The 16,235-nt window shown below is 58.3% G+C and carries 11 protein-coding genes and 5 pseudogenes; 10 read left to right on the top strand and 6 right to left on the bottom strand.

Features of this window, described 5'->3' with window-relative positions; translation table 11 throughout:
* Nucleotides 1–8: 8 nt before the first annotated feature.
* From G5S42_RS40015 to G5S42_RS40005, 3 genes and pseudogenes are all read right to left on the bottom strand, one after another.
* Nucleotides 9–1,865: a nickel-dependent hydrogenase large subunit gene (locus tag G5S42_RS40015; RefSeq protein WP_176112227.1), complete on the bottom strand. Its 1,857-nt coding sequence runs from the start codon at nt 1,863–1,865 to the stop codon at nt 9–11.
* A gap of 59 nt (nt 1,866–1,924) precedes the next feature.
* Nucleotides 1,925–3,010, bottom strand: coding sequence for a hydrogenase small subunit (locus G5S42_RS40010; RefSeq protein WP_176112500.1), 1,086 nt, complete (start codon nt 3,008–3,010; stop codon nt 1,925–1,927).
* Nucleotides 3,011–3,553: 543 nt separating this feature from the next.
* A pseudogene (locus G5S42_RS40005) lies at nt 3,554–4,476 on the bottom strand (IS5 family transposase).
* 647 nt (nt 4,477–5,123) lie between these two features.
* On the opposite strand from G5S42_RS40005, the gene G5S42_RS40000 reads away from it, so the two are divergent.
* From G5S42_RS40000 to phaP, 7 genes and pseudogenes are all read left to right on the top strand, one after another.
* A complete protein-coding gene (locus G5S42_RS40000; RefSeq protein WP_176112226.1) occupies nt 5,124–6,629 on the top strand; it encodes a ferritin family protein in 1,506 nt (501 codons plus the stop codon).
* Between the two features lie 23 nt (nt 6,630–6,652).
* Nucleotides 6,653–6,913 (top strand): toluene-4-monooxygenase system B family protein, encoded by a 261-nt coding sequence (locus G5S42_RS39995; protein WP_176112499.1) that lies wholly within the window; start codon nt 6,653–6,655, stop codon nt 6,911–6,913.
* A gap of 7 nt (nt 6,914–6,920) precedes the next feature.
* Entirely contained in the window at nt 6,921–7,256 is a 336-nt protein-coding gene (locus G5S42_RS39990) for a monooxygenase system ferredoxin subunit (protein ID WP_176112225.1), read from the top strand.
* 19 nt (nt 7,257–7,275) lie between these two features.
* Nucleotides 7,276–7,590: an MmoB/DmpM family protein gene (locus G5S42_RS39985; protein ID WP_013094443.1), complete on the top strand. Its 315-nt coding sequence runs from the start codon at nt 7,276–7,278 to the stop codon at nt 7,588–7,590.
* Nucleotides 7,591–7,669: 79 nt separating this feature from the next.
* Nucleotides 7,670–7,893 (top strand): annotated as a pseudogene (locus tag G5S42_RS45925) (transposase); the annotation flags it as partial.
* A gap of 415 nt (nt 7,894–8,308) precedes the next feature.
* A complete protein-coding gene (locus tag G5S42_RS39975; RefSeq protein WP_176112224.1) occupies nt 8,309–9,295 on the top strand; it encodes an aromatic/alkene monooxygenase hydroxylase subunit beta in 987 nt (328 codons plus the stop codon).
* A 346-nt stretch (nt 9,296–9,641) separates the two neighbouring features.
* Nucleotides 9,642–10,175, top strand: coding sequence for a TIGR01841 family phasin (gene phaP / locus G5S42_RS39970; RefSeq protein ID WP_176112223.1), 534 nt, complete (start codon nt 9,642–9,644; stop codon nt 10,173–10,175).
* 437 nt (nt 10,176–10,612) lie between these two features.
* Here the strand turns inward: phaP and G5S42_RS39965 are convergent, their stop codons facing one another.
* On the bottom strand, nt 10,613–10,906 hold the full coding sequence (locus G5S42_RS39965; protein ID WP_176112222.1) for a hypothetical protein: 294 nt from the start codon (nt 10,904–10,906) through the stop codon (nt 10,613–10,615).
* A gap of 245 nt (nt 10,907–11,151) precedes the next feature.
* On the opposite strand from G5S42_RS39965, the gene G5S42_RS39960 reads away from it, so the two are divergent.
* Complete coding sequence (locus tag G5S42_RS39960; protein ID WP_176107577.1) at nt 11,152–11,964, top strand: IS5 family transposase; 813 nt, start codon at nt 11,152–11,154, stop codon at nt 11,962–11,964.
* Nucleotides 11,965–12,172: 208 nt separating this feature from the next.
* Here G5S42_RS39960 and G5S42_RS39955 read toward each other — a convergent pair.
* Nucleotides 12,173–13,354, bottom strand: a pseudogene (locus tag G5S42_RS39955) (IS3 family transposase).
* 34 nt (nt 13,355–13,388) lie between these two features.
* Nucleotides 13,389–14,734 (bottom strand): annotated as a pseudogene (locus tag G5S42_RS39950) (IS1182 family transposase); the annotation flags it as partial.
* A gap of 78 nt (nt 14,735–14,812) precedes the next feature.
* On the opposite strand from G5S42_RS39950, the pseudogene G5S42_RS39945 reads away from it, so the two are divergent.
* Nucleotides 14,813–15,133: pseudogene (locus G5S42_RS39945) on the top strand (transposase); the annotation flags it as partial.
* A gap of 668 nt (nt 15,134–15,801) precedes the next feature.
* Nucleotides 15,802–16,149, top strand: a complete 348-nt coding sequence (locus tag G5S42_RS39940; RefSeq protein ID WP_176112221.1) for a hypothetical protein — start codon at nt 15,802–15,804, stop codon at nt 16,147–16,149.
* The last annotated feature ends 86 nt before the right edge of the window (nt 16,150–16,235 follow it).

Genomic DNA, 16,235 nt, shown 5'->3' with positions numbered 1-16,235 from the left:
TGGTGGGGTTATCGCACAGTCACGGCGGTCATTTCCGCACCGTCCGCGTTCATCACGTGCGTCGAGCAAGCCATGCAAGGGTCGAACGAGTGCAGCGACCGCAGGATCTCGACGGGCTGCTCGACGTTCGCCACGGGCATGTCCATGAGGCTCGCTTCGAACGCGCCGATCTGCCCTTTCGCGTCGCGCGGGCTGCCGTTCCACGTGCTCGGAACGACGCACTGGTAGTTCTCAATGCGACCGTCCCTGATCCTGATCCAGTGGCCGAGCGCGCCGCGCGGCGCGGCGACCGCGCCCACGCCCTTCGCCTCGGCTGGCCACGTCGAAGGGTCCCACTTGTCCAGGTTCGCGGTCGAGGTATCGCCGTTGCGGATGTTTTGTAAGAGGCTTTGCCAGTCGTCCGCCATCATCTCGGAGCAATACTCCGCTTCAAGCGCGCGGGCGAGCGTGCGGCCGATGGTGGTCGGCAGCAGTTGCTTCACGCCAAGCGAGCTTTCCGGCAAGCCGAGCAGCTTTGGCATGCCCTGGTTCACGGCAAGGAGGGAGGCCTCAATCTGTTCCTTCATACGGCCGCAATGCGGATTGCTCTGCTCCGCGTGTGCGTAGCCGAGGATGTAGCGCGCGAGCGGTCCGACTTCCATCGCGTGCCCCCGCCAGCGCGGCGACTTGATCCACGAGTACTTTGCGCTCTCGTCGATCGACTCGATTGCGGTGCGCGTGCCCTTCGTGTTGGGTCCGAGCTCGTAGTGCGGTTCGGTAATGCCGTCCCAAGGATGCAGCCCGCGGTAGTTGTCAGGGTATTGATACCAGGAGTGGGCGACAAATTCCTGCACTTGCTCGGGGTCGCGCGGATCAACCGGCAGGAGCGTGTTCCAGTCGCCGTTGATGATGGCTCCGCCCGGCATCTGGTTGGTGGATGGGTTGTAGTTGACGAGCGGATACGCGCCGTAGTCCATCACGTTGGTTGCGGCTAGGCCGCCGCCATGCAACCAGCCGCGTGCTTTGTAGATCGTGCCGATTGCAAGCAGATCGGGCACATAGACGTTGCGGCAGAAGGTGATCGCATCGTCGATGAGCGACTTGACGAAGTTTAGGCGCTCGATGTTGATGGGTGCGCCGGCCGCTAGGTCGCTGCCGATATTGATCGCGCAAGGCACGCCCCCTACGAGGTAGTTCGGGTGCGGATTCTTGCCGCCGAAGATCGCGTGGATCTTGACCCACTCCTTTTGCATGTCGAGCGCTTCGAGGTAGTGCGTCACGGCCATCAGATTCGCTTCCGGTGGCAGCGCGTACGCGGAGTTGCCCCAGTAGCCGTTCATGAACGGACCGAGCTCGCCGCTTTCGATGAACTTGCGTAGACGCGTCTGCACATTGCGGAAATAGCCCTGTGATGACATCGGATGCGCGGGCGAGATGCGCTGTTGCAACTCGGACGTTAACTTGGGGTCGGCCTTGAGCGCCGACAACACGTCGACCCAGTCGAGCGCGTGCAGGTGATAGAAGTGCACCACGTGATCGTGCACTTGCAATGTCTTCGACATGATCTCGCGGATCAGGTGCGCGTTGGGCGGAATGCGGATGTCGAGCGCGTCCTCGACGGCGCGCACGGAGGCGAGCGCGTGACATCCCGTGCATACGCCGCAGATACGCTCGACGAACGCCCATGCGTCGCGCGGGTCGCGCCCCTTGAGAATGACTTCAAGGCCACGCCACATGGTGCCGCTGGAAACGGCGTTGCGGATCACGTTGTTCGAATCAACATTGACCTCGACGCGCATATGGCCTTCGATGCGTGTGACTGGATCGACGACGATCCGGCGTCCGTTCCTACCGAGCTGAAATCCTGGGTTCGAAATGGCTGTCATGGTTGCTTTTCTTTTGCGGCTTCCTGTGCTTGTCGGCTGCACCCCGACGCGAGGTGTAGCTATTGGCCGTCGCGGTCGTCCATAGAGTCCTGCTTCGACCTGGCGTGCTGAATTGCCGAAGCGGCTGCATGCGCAGCAGTGGCGGCGCCCACCACGACGGCCGCGGTAGCGCCGATCTTGTCGGCGTTCGCTTCGACTCCGAACTGATCGATCCGGGTGAGCCGATCGTAGAAGGAGCCCTTGTCCCAGAATCCTTCCTCAGAGCAGCCGATGCAGCCGTGGCCCGCCTGAATGGGGAAGCTTGTGCCGCCGTTCCAACGCACGGTCGAGCAGGCGTTGTAGGTCGTCGGGCCCTTGCAGCCGACCTTGTAGAGGCAGTAGCCGCGCCGTGCCGCTTCGTCGTCCCACGACTCGACGAACTGGCCCGCGTCGAAATGCGGACGGCGGTAGCACTTGTCGTGAATGCGCTGGCTGTAAAACATTTTCGGACGGCCTTGGCGATCCAACTCCGGTATCCGGTCGAACGTGAGCATGTAGGTGACGACGCCCGTCATCACTTCGGCGATCGGGGGGCAGCCGGGCACCTTGATGATCGCCTTGTCGGTGATCACCTTGTGGATTGGCACCGCCTGCGTCGGGTTCGGCTTTGCCGTCTGCACGCAGCCCCACGATGCACACGACCCCCACGAGATCACAGCCTTCGCGTCCTTCGACACACGGCGCAACTGATCGACGAATGGCTTGCCGCCGATAATGCAGCTCATACCGTCTTGATTCAGCGGCGGATTGCCTTCGACGGCGAGGATGTAGTTGCCACGGTACTTTGTCATCACGTTTTCGAGGATCGCCTCGGCCTGGTGTCCCGCGGCAGCCATCAAGAGGTCGTCGTAGTCGAGCGAGATCATTGAAAGCACGACGTCCTTCGCCAGCGGGTGCGCCGAGCGGATGAACGACTCTGAGCAGCAGGTGCATTCGAGTCCATGTAGCCAGAGCACCGGCGTGCGCAGTTTGGTCTCCATTGCGTGGACAATCTTCGGCATGAACGCAGGCCCGAGGCCGAGCGACGTTGTCGTCAGCGAGCAGAATTTGAGGAAGCTACGGCGCGAGATCCCTTGGCGTCGCATGACTTCATAAAACGTTTCGATCACTTTGTGGTCCCTTGATGGCGTTCGGCCCCGCGAAGCTGGCATACGACCGCGTCTTCGGGCGTCTCACTGTCGGTGAAGCGTTTTGAAAATAACAAGATTCGTGCCGACCTTGCGTCGCGGGTCCCTAACGAAAAAAATGTTCCGCGCCGCTTCCCATAATTGAGGCGGAAGCGGGAAGGACTACGTGCTACGCCGACAAAACCTTCTCATAGTGGCGACGGGCCGTTCGTCTGACAGAGGTCAGCCAGTACGGCATCTTCAGAGAACGAAGCAAAATATCTGGGAGGAGGTTCACGAATCAACCTATGCGCCACCTTTTCGCACGGCGTAAAACTGGAAAAATTGCCGAGAAAGCTCGATAAATTCTTCGAGTGCCTGTCTTGTTTGTCCAATTCTCGACGACATATGTCGGCGTTGTCACGTTAAGGCTAGGCTGAAAAAGTCGCCGAATTTGCGACGTCTCGGCATTGTGGAGCTGTTCAGGTCGTGACGCCGACCATACTCCAGATACACCTCGGCTTTTGGGGCGCCTTTCGTCCACTACGGACGCACTTGTGCCATCAATCGCGTGCCCGACAGGTAGAGATTGGCGCGCGCCAAAGCTATGAAGCCTGGTTCGTACTCTGCGCTAACCCTGGTAGGCACCTTCGTGAACCCCCACATCGATTGGCCACTGCGAAGACATGCTCCACGCGTGCGCGGATCCTCGACTTGTGGCAGTTCTCGCCGCGCTGCACCGTATTGACTTCACACGCGCGGTGGGTGTGCTGCTTTGCTGTGGATTAGCCTTCTGGCTGGCGTAAGCGCTGTTAGCGTAGACCTTCCGCTCCTGGCCGTGTAGCAATTGCGGCAGTGGAAGCTTTTCATGCACGTTGGCCGGTACTACGCTGTGCACCAGGCCACTCTCGCTATCCTCGTCGATGTATAGCTTCGCGCCGAAGTAGCATTGCTAGTCTTGCGCGCCTGGTGCATTTGGGGGAGCGCGAATTCTGTTCATTCTTCGTCAAATTTTGGCGCACCGATGATGGTCGCATCCACGACCGTGACGCTCTGGAGTTTCATGCCGCTCGCCACGTGGCCGACTTCGGCAATCAATTTCTCACCCAGCTTGAGGGTTTCAAGAAGACGACGAAATTTCAGCAGTGCGGTGGCAGTCCGGTACTGCCTTCCAATCCAGACTCTCGCAAAGCGACGCAGCCTAGCACTAACGTAAAGAGCGTCGTCACAAGCGAAATCGGCTAGGTTGAAGCAGTGCTGGATAAAATGAAGGCGCAGCATGCGCTTCTGGTCAATAGGCGGGCGGCCATTGCCGCACCTCGGATAATACGGCTCGACCACCGCGCAAAGTTCAGCCCACACGACGAAACTGCATTCATCACGAGAAACTCATCGCGTCGCGTCCGTTTGTGGTGTGTCTCGAAAGCAGCACCTTCAGCGGCCGTCGACAGCGGCGGCGGCTTCATCCTGTTCTGTCCTCCGGATCCACCCCGATCTATAACGCTCGTAGTAGCTCTGCGGCCGACTTGATCAGCGTTGCGTGAAGTATCATTCGTGCGCTGGGAGATGTTGCATGTCCGACAACGTCGGAGATGCAACACTGCGGTTGCCGCGACAACGGAGAATTAAGGCGGCGGTTATGTCGCAACGACCGCTTAACTTCGCCCGACGCTTATCAACTCGATGCTCGTTGTGCGCTTGTGTGCAGAGTGGGGCCGTGCTGGACTAAACGATCAATGGGCCTTTACGGCGGAAGTCACTCATCGTCCTGGACCTCGACAACTGCCGGCTTACCATCTCAATGCAGTGTAGCGGTAGGGCGCTGCGTTGCGGTAAGATTCACCCCCGCATCTTGATAGCGCCGCCACGGTGCCCAAACGCTGTCGTCACCCAGTGGATGCGGCCATGCTGTGCATGCGGTGATACATGTCCTACTCGCTATACCTCCGCAATTTTGGTTCCCCTTTCGCTCCGCCGCGGCTCTCAGATTTGTCGCCTCGATCGCCAAGAAAGCAACGCCGCGGATTGGCATTGATCTTGCGTTCCCAAGGGGCCCGGTGGATGCGCATCGTGCCGGGAAGACGCATCGCCCATTCCAAAAGGAGGCATCACGATGGCGTTACTGGAACGAGCCGCATGGTATGACATTGCACGTGCCACCAACTGGACCCCAAGATATGTGACGGAGTCGGAGCTCTTTCCCGATCTCATGTCTGGGGCGCAAGGCATTTCCATGGCGAGTTGGGAAACCTACGACGAGCCCTACAAGACGTCGTATCCCGAGTATGTGCGCATCCAGCGTGAGAAGGATGCTGGCGCATATTCAGTCAAGGAGGCACTTGAGCGTAGCCGCATGTTCGAGGACGCCGATCCGGGGTGGCTCTCCATTCTGAAGGCGCACTACGGTGCAATTGCGCTCGGCGAATATGCGGCGATGAGCGCCGAGGCCCGAATGGTACGTTTCGGCCGTGCGCCCGGCATGCGCAATATGGCCACCTTCGGCATGCTCGACGAGAATCGTCATGGTCAGTTGCAGCTTTACTTCCCTCACGACTACTGTCCCAAGGATCGCCAGTTCGATTGGGCCCACAAGGCGTATCACACCAACGCGTGGGGTGCGATTGCCGCGCGCAGCGCGTTCGATGACCTGTTCATGTCGCGCAGTGCGATCGAAATCGCAGTCATGCTAACCTTCGCGTTCGAGACGGGTTTTACCAACATGCAGTTTCTCGGCCTCGCGGCCAATGCCGCCGAAGCGGGCGACTTCACTTTTGCAAGCCTGATTTCCAGCATTCAGACAGATGAGTCGCGCCATGCGCAAATCGGGGGTCCCGCGTTGCAGATCCTGATCGCCAACGGCCGTAAAGAGCATGCTCAAAAGCTCGTTGATGTCGCCATCGCGCGCGCGTGGCGTCTGTTCTGCCTGCTCACGGGCTCCTCGATGGATTACGCCACGCCACTCGTGCATCGCAAGCAGTCGTTCAAGGAATTCATGCGGGAATGGATCGTAGGTCAGTTCGAACGCACCCTGATCGACCTGGGACTCGACCTGCCATGGTACTGGGAACAGATCGTTAGCGAGTTCGACTACCAGCACCATGCGTACCAATTGGCTATCTGGTTCTGGCGGCCTACCGTGTGGTGGAATCCTGCTGCCGGCATTACACCTGAGTGCCGAGACTGGCTCGAAGAAAAATATCCCGGCTGGAACGACACGTTCGGCAAAGTGTGGGATGTCATAATCGATAACCTGCTTGCCGGCAAGCCTGAGCTCACCGTTCCCGAGACGCTGCCGATCGTCTGCAACATGAGCCAGTTGCCCATCTGCGCGATCCCTGGCAATGGCTGGAATGTAAAGGACTATCCGCTCGACTACAACGGCCGCACGTATCACTTCAACTCGGAAATTGATCGCTGGGTGTTCCAGCAGGATCCCGTTCGCTACCGCAATCACCTCGCGCTCGTTGATCGCTTACTGGCTGGGCAGATCCAGCCACCCGACCTGAGGGGTGCGTTGAAGTACATGGAACTCGCACCGGGCGAAATTGGCGATGACGCGCACCATTACGCGTGGGTCAAGGCGTACTGCGACAAGCTTTACGAAGAAAAGGCTGCATGAGCGGCGATTCAATGGAGGGCGATATGGCTCTTGTCCCTGTGATTTCCAATTTTCAGTACGACTTCGTATTGCAACTCGTAACCGTGGATACCGACAATTCCATGGACGAGATCGCCGCCGCAGCATCTCAACATTCGGTGGGCCGGCGAGTAGCGCCTCAACCCGACAAGGTGATCCGCGTGCGTCGCCAAGGTAGCAAGCAGTTCTATCCGCGCAACGCGAAACTCGCCGAGACCGACATCAAGCCGATGGAAACGCTGGAATTCATCTTTTGCGATGATTGAGGGCGACATGAAATTTCGGAAAGTTTGCACTCTCGATGACCTGTGGGAAGCGGAGATGACCGAGGTGGAAGTGGATGGCCACGTGATCGTGTTGGTACGTCCCGAAGGCGGCGAGCCGCGCGGCTTTCAGGGCATTTGTCCGCACCACGACATTCGGCTCGTTGAAGGAAAATTCGATGGCCGCGTGCTGACGTGCCGGGCTCATCAGTGGACCTTCGACGCAAATACGGGCAAAGGAATCAATCCGGGTGACTGTCGTCTCGCCGAATATGCCGTGAAGCTCCAAGGCGACGATCTTCTGATTGCCGTAGAAGGCGTTCATGCGCTCTTTGCCCATTCCTGAGTCCGCAGGGGAACACAGCATGATCGTTGACAAGACCGCTGAAGCTTACCGTAACAACCGCGTGGGTCCCGTGCTTCGCGCGAGCAGCATCACGGCCGGCGTCATCGAAGCCGCGCACGAGGACAACCCCGGCAAGGTGATCCGCGTGGACGACAAGCTCGCATATGTGCGCATCGACGCGGACGGCGAACTGATCCTATGCCGCGCGACGTTGGAGGAAGCGCTGGGTCGGCCGTTCAGGATGTCCGAACTCGAAGTCAATCTCAGCTCGTTCGCGGGCCGCATCGAGACGACCGACGAGTATGTGCGTTTCTACTACGAAAAGACGCTTTAAGGAAGGTCTGCCGAAGTCCTGGCATTGACGCCCGTTCAGCTATCTTGGATAGCATCGCGAATTAATTGGGTAGAAGTGTATTGTCGCAGTTCCCTGGATCTTTCAACCACGTGGAAATCCGAATCTTCTCGAGGCGATGCGGCGTGTTGTGCCTTGGTCGGAGCTGATTTGTGCTGATCGAGCCGCATTTATCCGCCAGGCAAAAACGGACGACCACCTTTCCCGATCGCGACGATGCCGCAAATTCGGTTTATGCAGCACGGGTTCGCTCTGTCGGACCCTGCAATGGAAGAGGCGCTGTATCGCGAGTCCCGGGGTCTCGACGGCGGCATCGTGCACTGGACCGGAGCGATCATCTGGACGCTATACACGATCACATCGACCGGCTCAAGGCAGAGACCCGTGCCAAGGTTAAGCATCCCTTTCCCATCATCAAGCGACAGTTCGGCTATGCGAGGGCCCGATATATGGGTTTGGTGAAAAAATGCCGTCCAGACGACGCGGTCTGCTCTGAGCGATTTATGGATGTTGCGCAGAGCTTTGCGAAACGCTGAAGATCTGGCCGGTGCGGTCATGTGTTTCAGCGGCACGGCACCTGATGGGTGACTCTGCTGGGAAATCTCCACACAAGAATGTCGTGGCCGTTCAGACTGCGATGAGTGTGGAGTCACCGCTGCAAAAACGACCTCTGCAGACCTTTTCTTAACTGGAGACAATCATGACGCATCCAGAAGTCCTCAAGCCACTGAAAACATGGAGCCATCTGGCGGCCCGGCGGCGCAAGCCAAGCGAGTACGAGATCGTCACGACCAATCTGCACTACACGACCGACAATCCCGATGCGCCGTTCGAGCTCGATCCGAACTTCGAAATGGCGCAATGGTTCAAGCGAAACCGCAATGCATCCCCGCTGACTCGGCCCGACTGGAATGCGTTCCGCGATCCTGACGAGCTCGTCTACCGCACCTACAACATGCTCCAGGACGGGCAGGAAACGTATGTCTTCGGGCTGCTAGACCAGTTCTCCGCACGCGGTCACGACAGCATGCTCGCACACACTTGGGCGGGTACGCTCGCGCGACACTACACGCCCGCCCGCTTCCTGTTCCATGCACTGCAAATGGGCTCGGCGTATCTGACCCAGATGGCGCCCGCTTCCACGATCTCAAACTGCGCCGCTTACCAGACAGCGGACACGCTGCGCTGGCTCACTCACACGGCGTATCGCACCAAAGAGCTGTCGCAGACGTTCGGCGACCTCGGCTTCGGCACTGATGAGCGGCACTACTGGGAGGACGATCCGGCATGGCAGGGCTGGCGCAATCTCGTCGAGCACGCACTCACAGCATGGGACTGGGCGGAGAGCTTCGCCGCGCTGAACCTCGTCGCGCGCCCGGCGGTGGAAGAAACCGTTTTGCGAAGCCTCGGAGTGGCTGCACGGCACAACGGCGATACGCTGCTCGGCCTCATCACCGATGCGCAGTTGATCGACGCCCAGCGCCATCGGCGTTGGGCCGCCGAACTCGTTCGCATGGCGCTCGAGGAGCAAAAGAACCGCGCGGTGCTGACGGCTTGGGTGAGCAAGTGGGAGCCGCTCGCCGACAAAGCTATCGCGGCGTGGTGCATTGCTCTCCCCGACGCACCGGACGCCAGCGCGCGCGCGAAAGACGCCACGCGCGAGTTCAGGCGCGCCGTCGGTATATGAGTGTCGGCACGAGCCGGCGGAGCATCGAAAGCGACGTGCTTGAGTTGTCCCCATCGACGATTGCTTCGTCGTCTGTACCGACGAATGTGGGCGCCGAGAAGTCTCTACCGCAGATTCAGTCCTTGATGGCGGTCAAGACACATTCAAGCAGATGAAAATCAATCGAGAAGAGCCTGATATTCTGTAGGCAACTGAGCCGATCTCGCCGGAGCAACGGGTTGCCGGACCGGGAGCGTTCTGACGCGCACCACATCCGGCGCGCGTTTTTGACCCACTATGCGATCTCTGTCGCAAGATCGTGGAGGCGCCGCCTTCGTGTCCGGATCGCGCACACTGGAGCTTCATCATGCTGAACCGGGAACAGATTGCCGCAATCCAAAACGTAACGCTAGGTTACCTCTTTGATCTCGGCGACAAGACAGTGGAGAGCGTCGGGAAACTGGCTGCATTGAACAATCAATGGACCTGCACGACGCTTGTCGATATGTTCGAACTGGTGCAAAAGTCGCTATCGTCGAAGGAGCACCGGGACTGGCTCGCGCTTCAAGACAACTTCGCTGAGCGGATGACCGAGAGGGTGCTGACGTATAGCCGTCAGGCGGTCGACATCGTGTTGGTAACACAGGCCGAGTTCGCACGAATTGTGCAGGTGCAAGGTAGCGCCTGCCGCCGTCAGGTGCAGACGATGGTGGAGGACGTCGCCAAGAATGTTCCAGTCACGAGCGCTTTGAATTCCGCGATTTCGGCTGCCGATTCTCTATGCGAAAGCCTACGGAGTACTGGTCGGCAAGAAGTTGAAGTCGCAAAAAGTAACCTTGAGGTCGGCGCGGAGGCGTCGAAGAGCACCAAACCTGTAGCTACAAATAAAACTAGCAATTAACGGGATTGCGTCCGCAAGAACGCTCGGTTATATTGACAAGGAGTCGAGATTCGTGCGTAGTACCTTGTCCTCCTTGTCCTAATTCTCGCGTGCCATCTTCGTGTGGATCCAGTGCGGAGTTATGTCGGCGCCATTTGCCAGAACATCTACTGCGTCAAGTTCGGCAAACGCCCGCAACGCGCAATCACTACACACGAATTTGGACTATCGGCTGCGCACACGCAACGGAGTGGGCGCCGCGCCTCCTCTTCATGAGTCAACTCGTGGCGACGTGGTCGGTGCGTTTCACATGCGACGCGTCGACGGCTAGTTTGCACCGTAAAGAGGGCGGCTCAAGGGCGAAGACTGAATTGCTGAATGATTGTGAGCACTCCGGATGCGTTATATGCACGGCCACTCGACAGAGCGCCCTGACGTGAATGGTCCGCGCCGACGAGTCAGGTCGTTTTGGTGTCGGGGGCCAGACTCCACAGCCCTTGCTGCCAAAGATCCCTGGTGGTTGCTACATAGTCGTGTGACATGATCAGATATGACGCTGCTAGTTCGGTGCAGTCACGCGCAGCCACAGCAACATCGCAAATGGCTTGCACTGCTGCAATGTCGCGCCTAATACGCTGTAACCCCAGATCGCAATTTCGTTTCAGGGTTTCGTGGTAGCTCGCCTGCATTTGCAGGGCGAGCGTGAGAGTTGCAGCGCACAGATTGAGCGATGTAATGGGTTGTACTGTCATGGCGGATTCTTAGATGTGAAGACGCGGGAGACGCCTATGGGTCTTGAGCGAACGTTTGCCACGACGGTGCATTTAATATAGCCGTATCCGTCAAAAGCGCGCTTAACATGTGTCAATCGGGGGGCGAGATACCGTTGGCGCCTCGAGACAATGCCGCACTGTGAAGCAGCTAGGGGACGCCTGTTCAAGCTCAAGGTGCTTAGAGCGTGTTAGGAACTTCGATTGAGACCTGGTATCCTGGCGGGATGAAAACAACTGACCGCAAAGGGTATCCGACTGATGTGTCGGATGAGGAATGGAGTTTCGCGGCGCCGTATCTGACGCTGATGGACGTTGACGCGCCCCAGCGCAAATACGAACTGCGCGACATGTTTGATGCATTGCGCTGGATGGCTCGTGCCGGCGCGCCGTGGAGGATGCTGCCCAATGATTTCCCGCCGTGGGAGTTGGTGTATCAGCAGACTCAACGCTGGTTGCAGGCTGGCTGCTTTGAGAGCATGGTGAGTGACCTGCGCTCGGTGATACGCGTGGCACAGGGCCGTCGGGGACAGCCCAGCGCGGTCATCCTCGATGGCCGCACGATACAGTCGACCTGCGAGAGCGGCCCGCGTGCGGGTTATGACGGTTATAAGCGCAAGCGCGGTAGTAAGGTACATATTGCAGTAGACACGTTGGGACAGTTGCTGGCGGTGCACGTGACCCCAGCCAATGAACAGGAGCGCGCACAGGTAGCGGAGCTTGCGCGGCAGGTCCAGCAGGTAACGGGACGAACGGTCAAGGTGGCATTTGCCGATCAGGGATACACGGGCAAAGAGCCAGCGCAGGCTGCGTTCGACGAGGGCATTGACCTTCAGGTGATCAAACTCGAAGAAACGAAAAAGGGTTTCGTTCTGCTCCCCCGCCGGTGGGTGGTCGAGCGCAGCTTTGGCTGGCTCAACCGTTTCCGGCGTCTCGCACGTGACTATGAACGGCTCCCCGAAACTCTCGCTGGGCTTCATTTCGTCGTCTTCGCAATGCTCATGCTTGTCCACGCCGTGTCAGTACTTCAAAGTTCCTAACACGCTCTAGTCAGCGATTGTGAGCTTGTTTTTAAGGTCGATGGGTACTCAGGCACCCACCAGCCGCATCGCTTTCATTGTCTCTTTGAATCCTAGGATTCTCAGCACTCTCATGAGGTTGTAGGCAAGCACGTTCAGACTCATCTCGGTCCCCACGTTGGACAGTCTGACCTTGCCCCTGTTTGACGTATCCCATAGCCGAGGGAATTCAGGCGGCTCGGTGGGCAGCGAGCCAGTTCTTCTCGAACGTCATAGGGCTGACGTAATCGAGCGTCGAGTGTAGCCGATGGGCATTGTAGAAACCCAGCCAATCAACGTTTTCGTCCATCACCGCGCGCCGTGTGGCGAAGTGCCGACCATGCAGGCGACCGACTTTCAGCGAAGCCCACAAGCTTTCGGTCGGCGCGTTGTCCCAGCAATCGCCACGGCGGCTCATCGACGAACGCATGCCATATGCTTTTCAGCGTGTCCTGAAACAGCCCGCTGCAATACTGGCTGCCCCGGTCGCTGTGCATGATCAGGCCCGGCGGCGGACGCCGTCTGAACCATGCCATGCGCAGCGCGTCAGTGACCAGCTCGGCCTTCATGTGAGGCTGCATCGACCAGCCCACCACCTGCCGGCTGAACAGGTCGATGATGACCGCCAGATAAACCCAGCCTTCTGCAGTCGCGCAGTACGTGATGTCGCTCGTCCAGACCTGATTCGGCGCACTCGTCGTGAAGTTACGCTTCAGCAAGTTCGGCGCGACCGGCAGGTTATGGTTCGAATTCGTCGTCGCGATGAACTTGCGCTTGTGCCGAGCACGAATGCCGTGCCGCGCCATCAGATGGCGAACCCGCTCCTTACCCACGCGCACACCACGTGCAACCAGTTCTTTCGTCATGCGCGGCCAGCCGTACTCACCCTTGACCTGCGCATGGATCGCGCGGATGTTGGCCAGCACGGCATCGTCGCTGATTCGTACCGGGCCGTGCCTCTCCCGGCCCGCTGCAGCCCGCTGACGCCGCTGGTGATACCCGCTCGGGCTGACCTCCAGCAACTCGCACAGCAGCGACGCCGGCCAGCGCTTGTGCTCCCGTTCGATAAAGGCGTACTTCACGGCGATTCTTTCGCAAAGTACGCTGCCGCCTTTTTTAGAATGTCGCGCTCCATCTTCAGTCGCGCATTCTCCGCACGCAGTCGAGCCAGCTCCATCTGCTCCTCGGTTACCGGCTTCGTACCCGGGCCGACCAGCGTTCCTTACCGGTCCGCCTGCACCCAGTTCGAGATCGTCTGGCTCGACACCCCCAGAATCGCCGACACCGCTGCCAGGCTCTGGCCGGCCTTCACCAGCCGCACCGCCTCCAGCTTGAATTCCAGGGTGTACCGCGCACGCTTCAATTGGCTCATCTTCGTTTCTCCTTGCTGCAGTTTAAACCTCAGCAAGGGATACGTTTTTCAGAGGCAAGCTCAGTCTGCGTGTCAGGAAGTGCGTGTAACGCATCCAGTGCTTGAACGTCCCGAAGACATGTTCGACGGTGCGTCTGCGTATCGTCACTACATCTGGCGTTTTGTCGAGGTGACGTTGAACGCCTTCCAACACCGACTCGTGCTCCCATCGGGTGATTCGCCGATACGGACTTAGCGTGCATTGCGATCTTATTGAGCACTGAGGGCAGGCGCTGCACCTGTATCGGCGCAATTGCATACCATGTTCCTCCCGGGCGAAACGGTAGATTGCCCGTTCACCGGCTGGACACTGGTATTCGTCGTCCCGCGCAATGTAGATGAAGTCGGCCCTATCAAATCGACCATGGCATTTTGCACTTGATGTCGTGGTTTCGGCAGCATTACCGCGATCCCGGCCTCCACGCACTCTCTGATCTGAGGCCCGCTATAGTAGCCACGATCGGCGACTGCCCGCAGTCTGGTCTTGCCCATCGCATCGCGCGCAGCCTTCGCAATAGGACTGAGCTGCGCCCGGTCACTGCCGGAGTTTGTGACCTCGTGAGCCACGATGAGGTGATGTTTGGCGTCAACTGCTACTTGTACGTCGTAGCCCACCATACCTGATCCTTTTCCGCTCGTCGCCACGGAACGTGCGTCGGGATCGGTCATCGAGAGCTGGCCATCAGGCTGCGTCTTGAGCTGCTCCTTGATCTGATCGAGGTTTCGCATCTGCTCGCGCAAGCATGCGATCTTGTCCTGCAATCGGGTCGTCTTCGCTTCCAACTCGGCAGGTTGCGTACGATCAGCGGTCTCCAGCGCGTTCAGATACCGCTGGATGCTCTCCTCGATCTGCTTCTGGCGCTTGTCGACCTTACCCTCTGTGAAGTTGCGATCGCGAGTGTTGACTGCCTTGAACTTGCTACCGTCGATGGCAACGAGCGCTTGCGAGAACTGCTTCAGTTCACGGCATAAGACGACGAAGCGGCGACATACGTTGCGGATGCCGATACCGTTGTTACGGCGGAAGTCAGCTATGGTCTTGAAGTCCGGCGCCAACCGACCGGTGAGCCACATCAATTCAACATTGCGTTGGCATTCACGTTCCAGGCGGCGGCTCGACTGGACCCGGTTCAGGTAGCCGTAGATATAGATCTTCAGCAGCATGGCCGGATGATAGGACGGGCGACCCGTAGTCGACCGCATCGCGCCATCGAAGCCCAGTGATTCAAGGTCTAGCTCTTCAACGAACGCCTCTATGATCCTGACCGGATTGTCCTCGGCGACAAAATCATCAAGGCACTCCGGAAGCAGCGTCACCTGCTTGCGATCTTCACCTTCTATGAATCAATCGCTTCATTTGGTCACCCAGGCGGAATGAGTTAATCCAGTTTAGGCGACCATGGCGTTTTCACACAGGCTCAGTACGGATGCAGTCGCGATTTTGCGGCATCGGTTGGGCTCGTTCCGCGGCAATACAGTACGGGCGGCAAGACCAATTTTCTCAGGATCAGCCGGCGGGGCAACAAAATGTCAGGCGCCTGCGCGTCCTGCCCGCCCGAGCTTACATGCGAGGCCTGGAGAAACGAACCGGCCGCCTAGCGGACTGAGTTCGCGCAATGCTCGCGCAACGGCATTCAAACGTGGTGGCATGTGCACTGGCCAACAAGCTGGCCCGAACCGCCTAGGGCAGTTGTTGCGCGCCAAACCACATTCGACGCCGGCTTCACCCGTCCGGCCTGAACGAGCACGGCCTCGTCTTTATTGATCACACTCACCCAACTGGTTTTGCGACGACTGAAAATTGATGACGTGAACGGCATACCTGCCTGACGAAGAACCTCCGTGCCAAACAGGCTTTCGAAGCCGACCCACTGTTAAGGATCGTCAGGCGCGAATCTCATCGTGGCGCGGGGAGCGATCCCCAAAACGACGCCGAATAGATTTGGGCAAGCCAACTCGCCATCGAAAATCAGGGTTGCAAAGATGGGTGGACCCAGATTTGGCACATCCATGCCGCTGGGTGGGGGGCGGCCATTCCATTAACGCTCATTTGCATCGTCGGCAAAAGAGAGCCTCACGTGATCCGGAAACTGTTCAAGAAAAGCACGTTCGGTATGCCGCGTAGCCAACTATGCACTATTTGATGCACTCGTCAGTAAATTCGCCGCTTTGGTCGGCCCTCGTCGCGGCAATCCGTGGTGTTGCACATCCAACATTGTCGGATATGCAACACAGTAAATCCCACAAACGATACTTGCCGGAAGTTCCCGCAAGCGTTTTGGAGGGTAAGTGCCCATCAGTCATCCCGATCAGCAATGTGTTGGGAGATATCTCTCAGGTGTGTCGTGGCGTTGGCTCAACTATTGCATCTGCTGTCGCGGGGAAATTGAAGCTGGAGGTAACGAAGCGTGAACACCACACCAAAGCCGCACGAACCACAGACAAGATCTGCAAAAAATGATAGTCGACATTCTATTGCGGCGTCCACTCAAGGTGCCGCGCTACGCGTTATTAACGAACCGGCGCTCTGGATCATCAGTTCCATTCCGTTCCCTGAGCAGGAAGTTTTTTCCTGCGTTGCTGTGCAATCCGACGAACGATGTATCTCACAAAGAAAGATGTCAAGCGCTCTGCACAGAATGAAGCTGTGCGGCGAAGTGAGCAGCATGGAGGACCGACATCAACGCGACGGTCAGGACGACCAGCAGAGTTCGTCGCACCTCCTAACCCATGATGTGACTGTTGAATACTTCTGAACTTATGCTACAGGAGCGTCGAGTGCCGAAGCATACTTCAATTCTTCGGGCGCTTTACCGTGGTTTTAATATTGCAGCATACCGTT

Source organism: Paraburkholderia youngii (assembly GCF_013366925.1).
Lineage (GTDB): Bacteria > Pseudomonadota > Gammaproteobacteria > Burkholderiales > Burkholderiaceae > Paraburkholderia > Paraburkholderia youngii.
The sequence above is the reverse complement of the archived record's forward strand: the minus strand, read 5'-3'. Positions and strand labels throughout refer to the sequence as shown.

Coding starts and splice junctions, on each gene's coding strand:
- G5S42_RS39995 (WP_176112499.1), top strand. CDS start 6,653: ATGGCTCTTGTCCCTGTGATTTCCAATTTTCAGTACGACTTCGTATTG.
- G5S42_RS39965 (WP_176112222.1), bottom strand. CDS start 10,906: ATGACAGTACAACCCATTACATCGCTCAATCTGTGCGCTGCAACTCTC.
- phaP (WP_176112223.1), top strand. CDS start 9,642: ATGCTGAACCGGGAACAGATTGCCGCAATCCAAAACGTAACGCTAGGT.
- G5S42_RS39985 (WP_013094443.1), top strand. CDS start 7,276: ATGATCGTTGACAAGACCGCTGAAGCTTACCGTAACAACCGCGTGGGT.
- G5S42_RS40015 (WP_176112227.1), bottom strand. CDS start 1,865: ATGACAGCCATTTCGAACCCAGGATTTCAGCTCGGTAGGAACGGACGC.
- G5S42_RS39975 (WP_176112224.1), top strand. CDS start 8,309: ATGACGCATCCAGAAGTCCTCAAGCCACTGAAAACATGGAGCCATCTG.
- G5S42_RS39990 (WP_176112225.1), top strand. CDS start 6,921: ATGAAATTTCGGAAAGTTTGCACTCTCGATGACCTGTGGGAAGCGGAG.
- G5S42_RS40000 (WP_176112226.1), top strand. CDS start 5,124: ATGGCGTTACTGGAACGAGCCGCATGGTATGACATTGCACGTGCCACC.
- G5S42_RS39960 (WP_176107577.1), top strand. CDS start 11,152: ATGAAAACAACTGACCGCAAAGGGTATCCGACTGATGTGTCGGATGAG.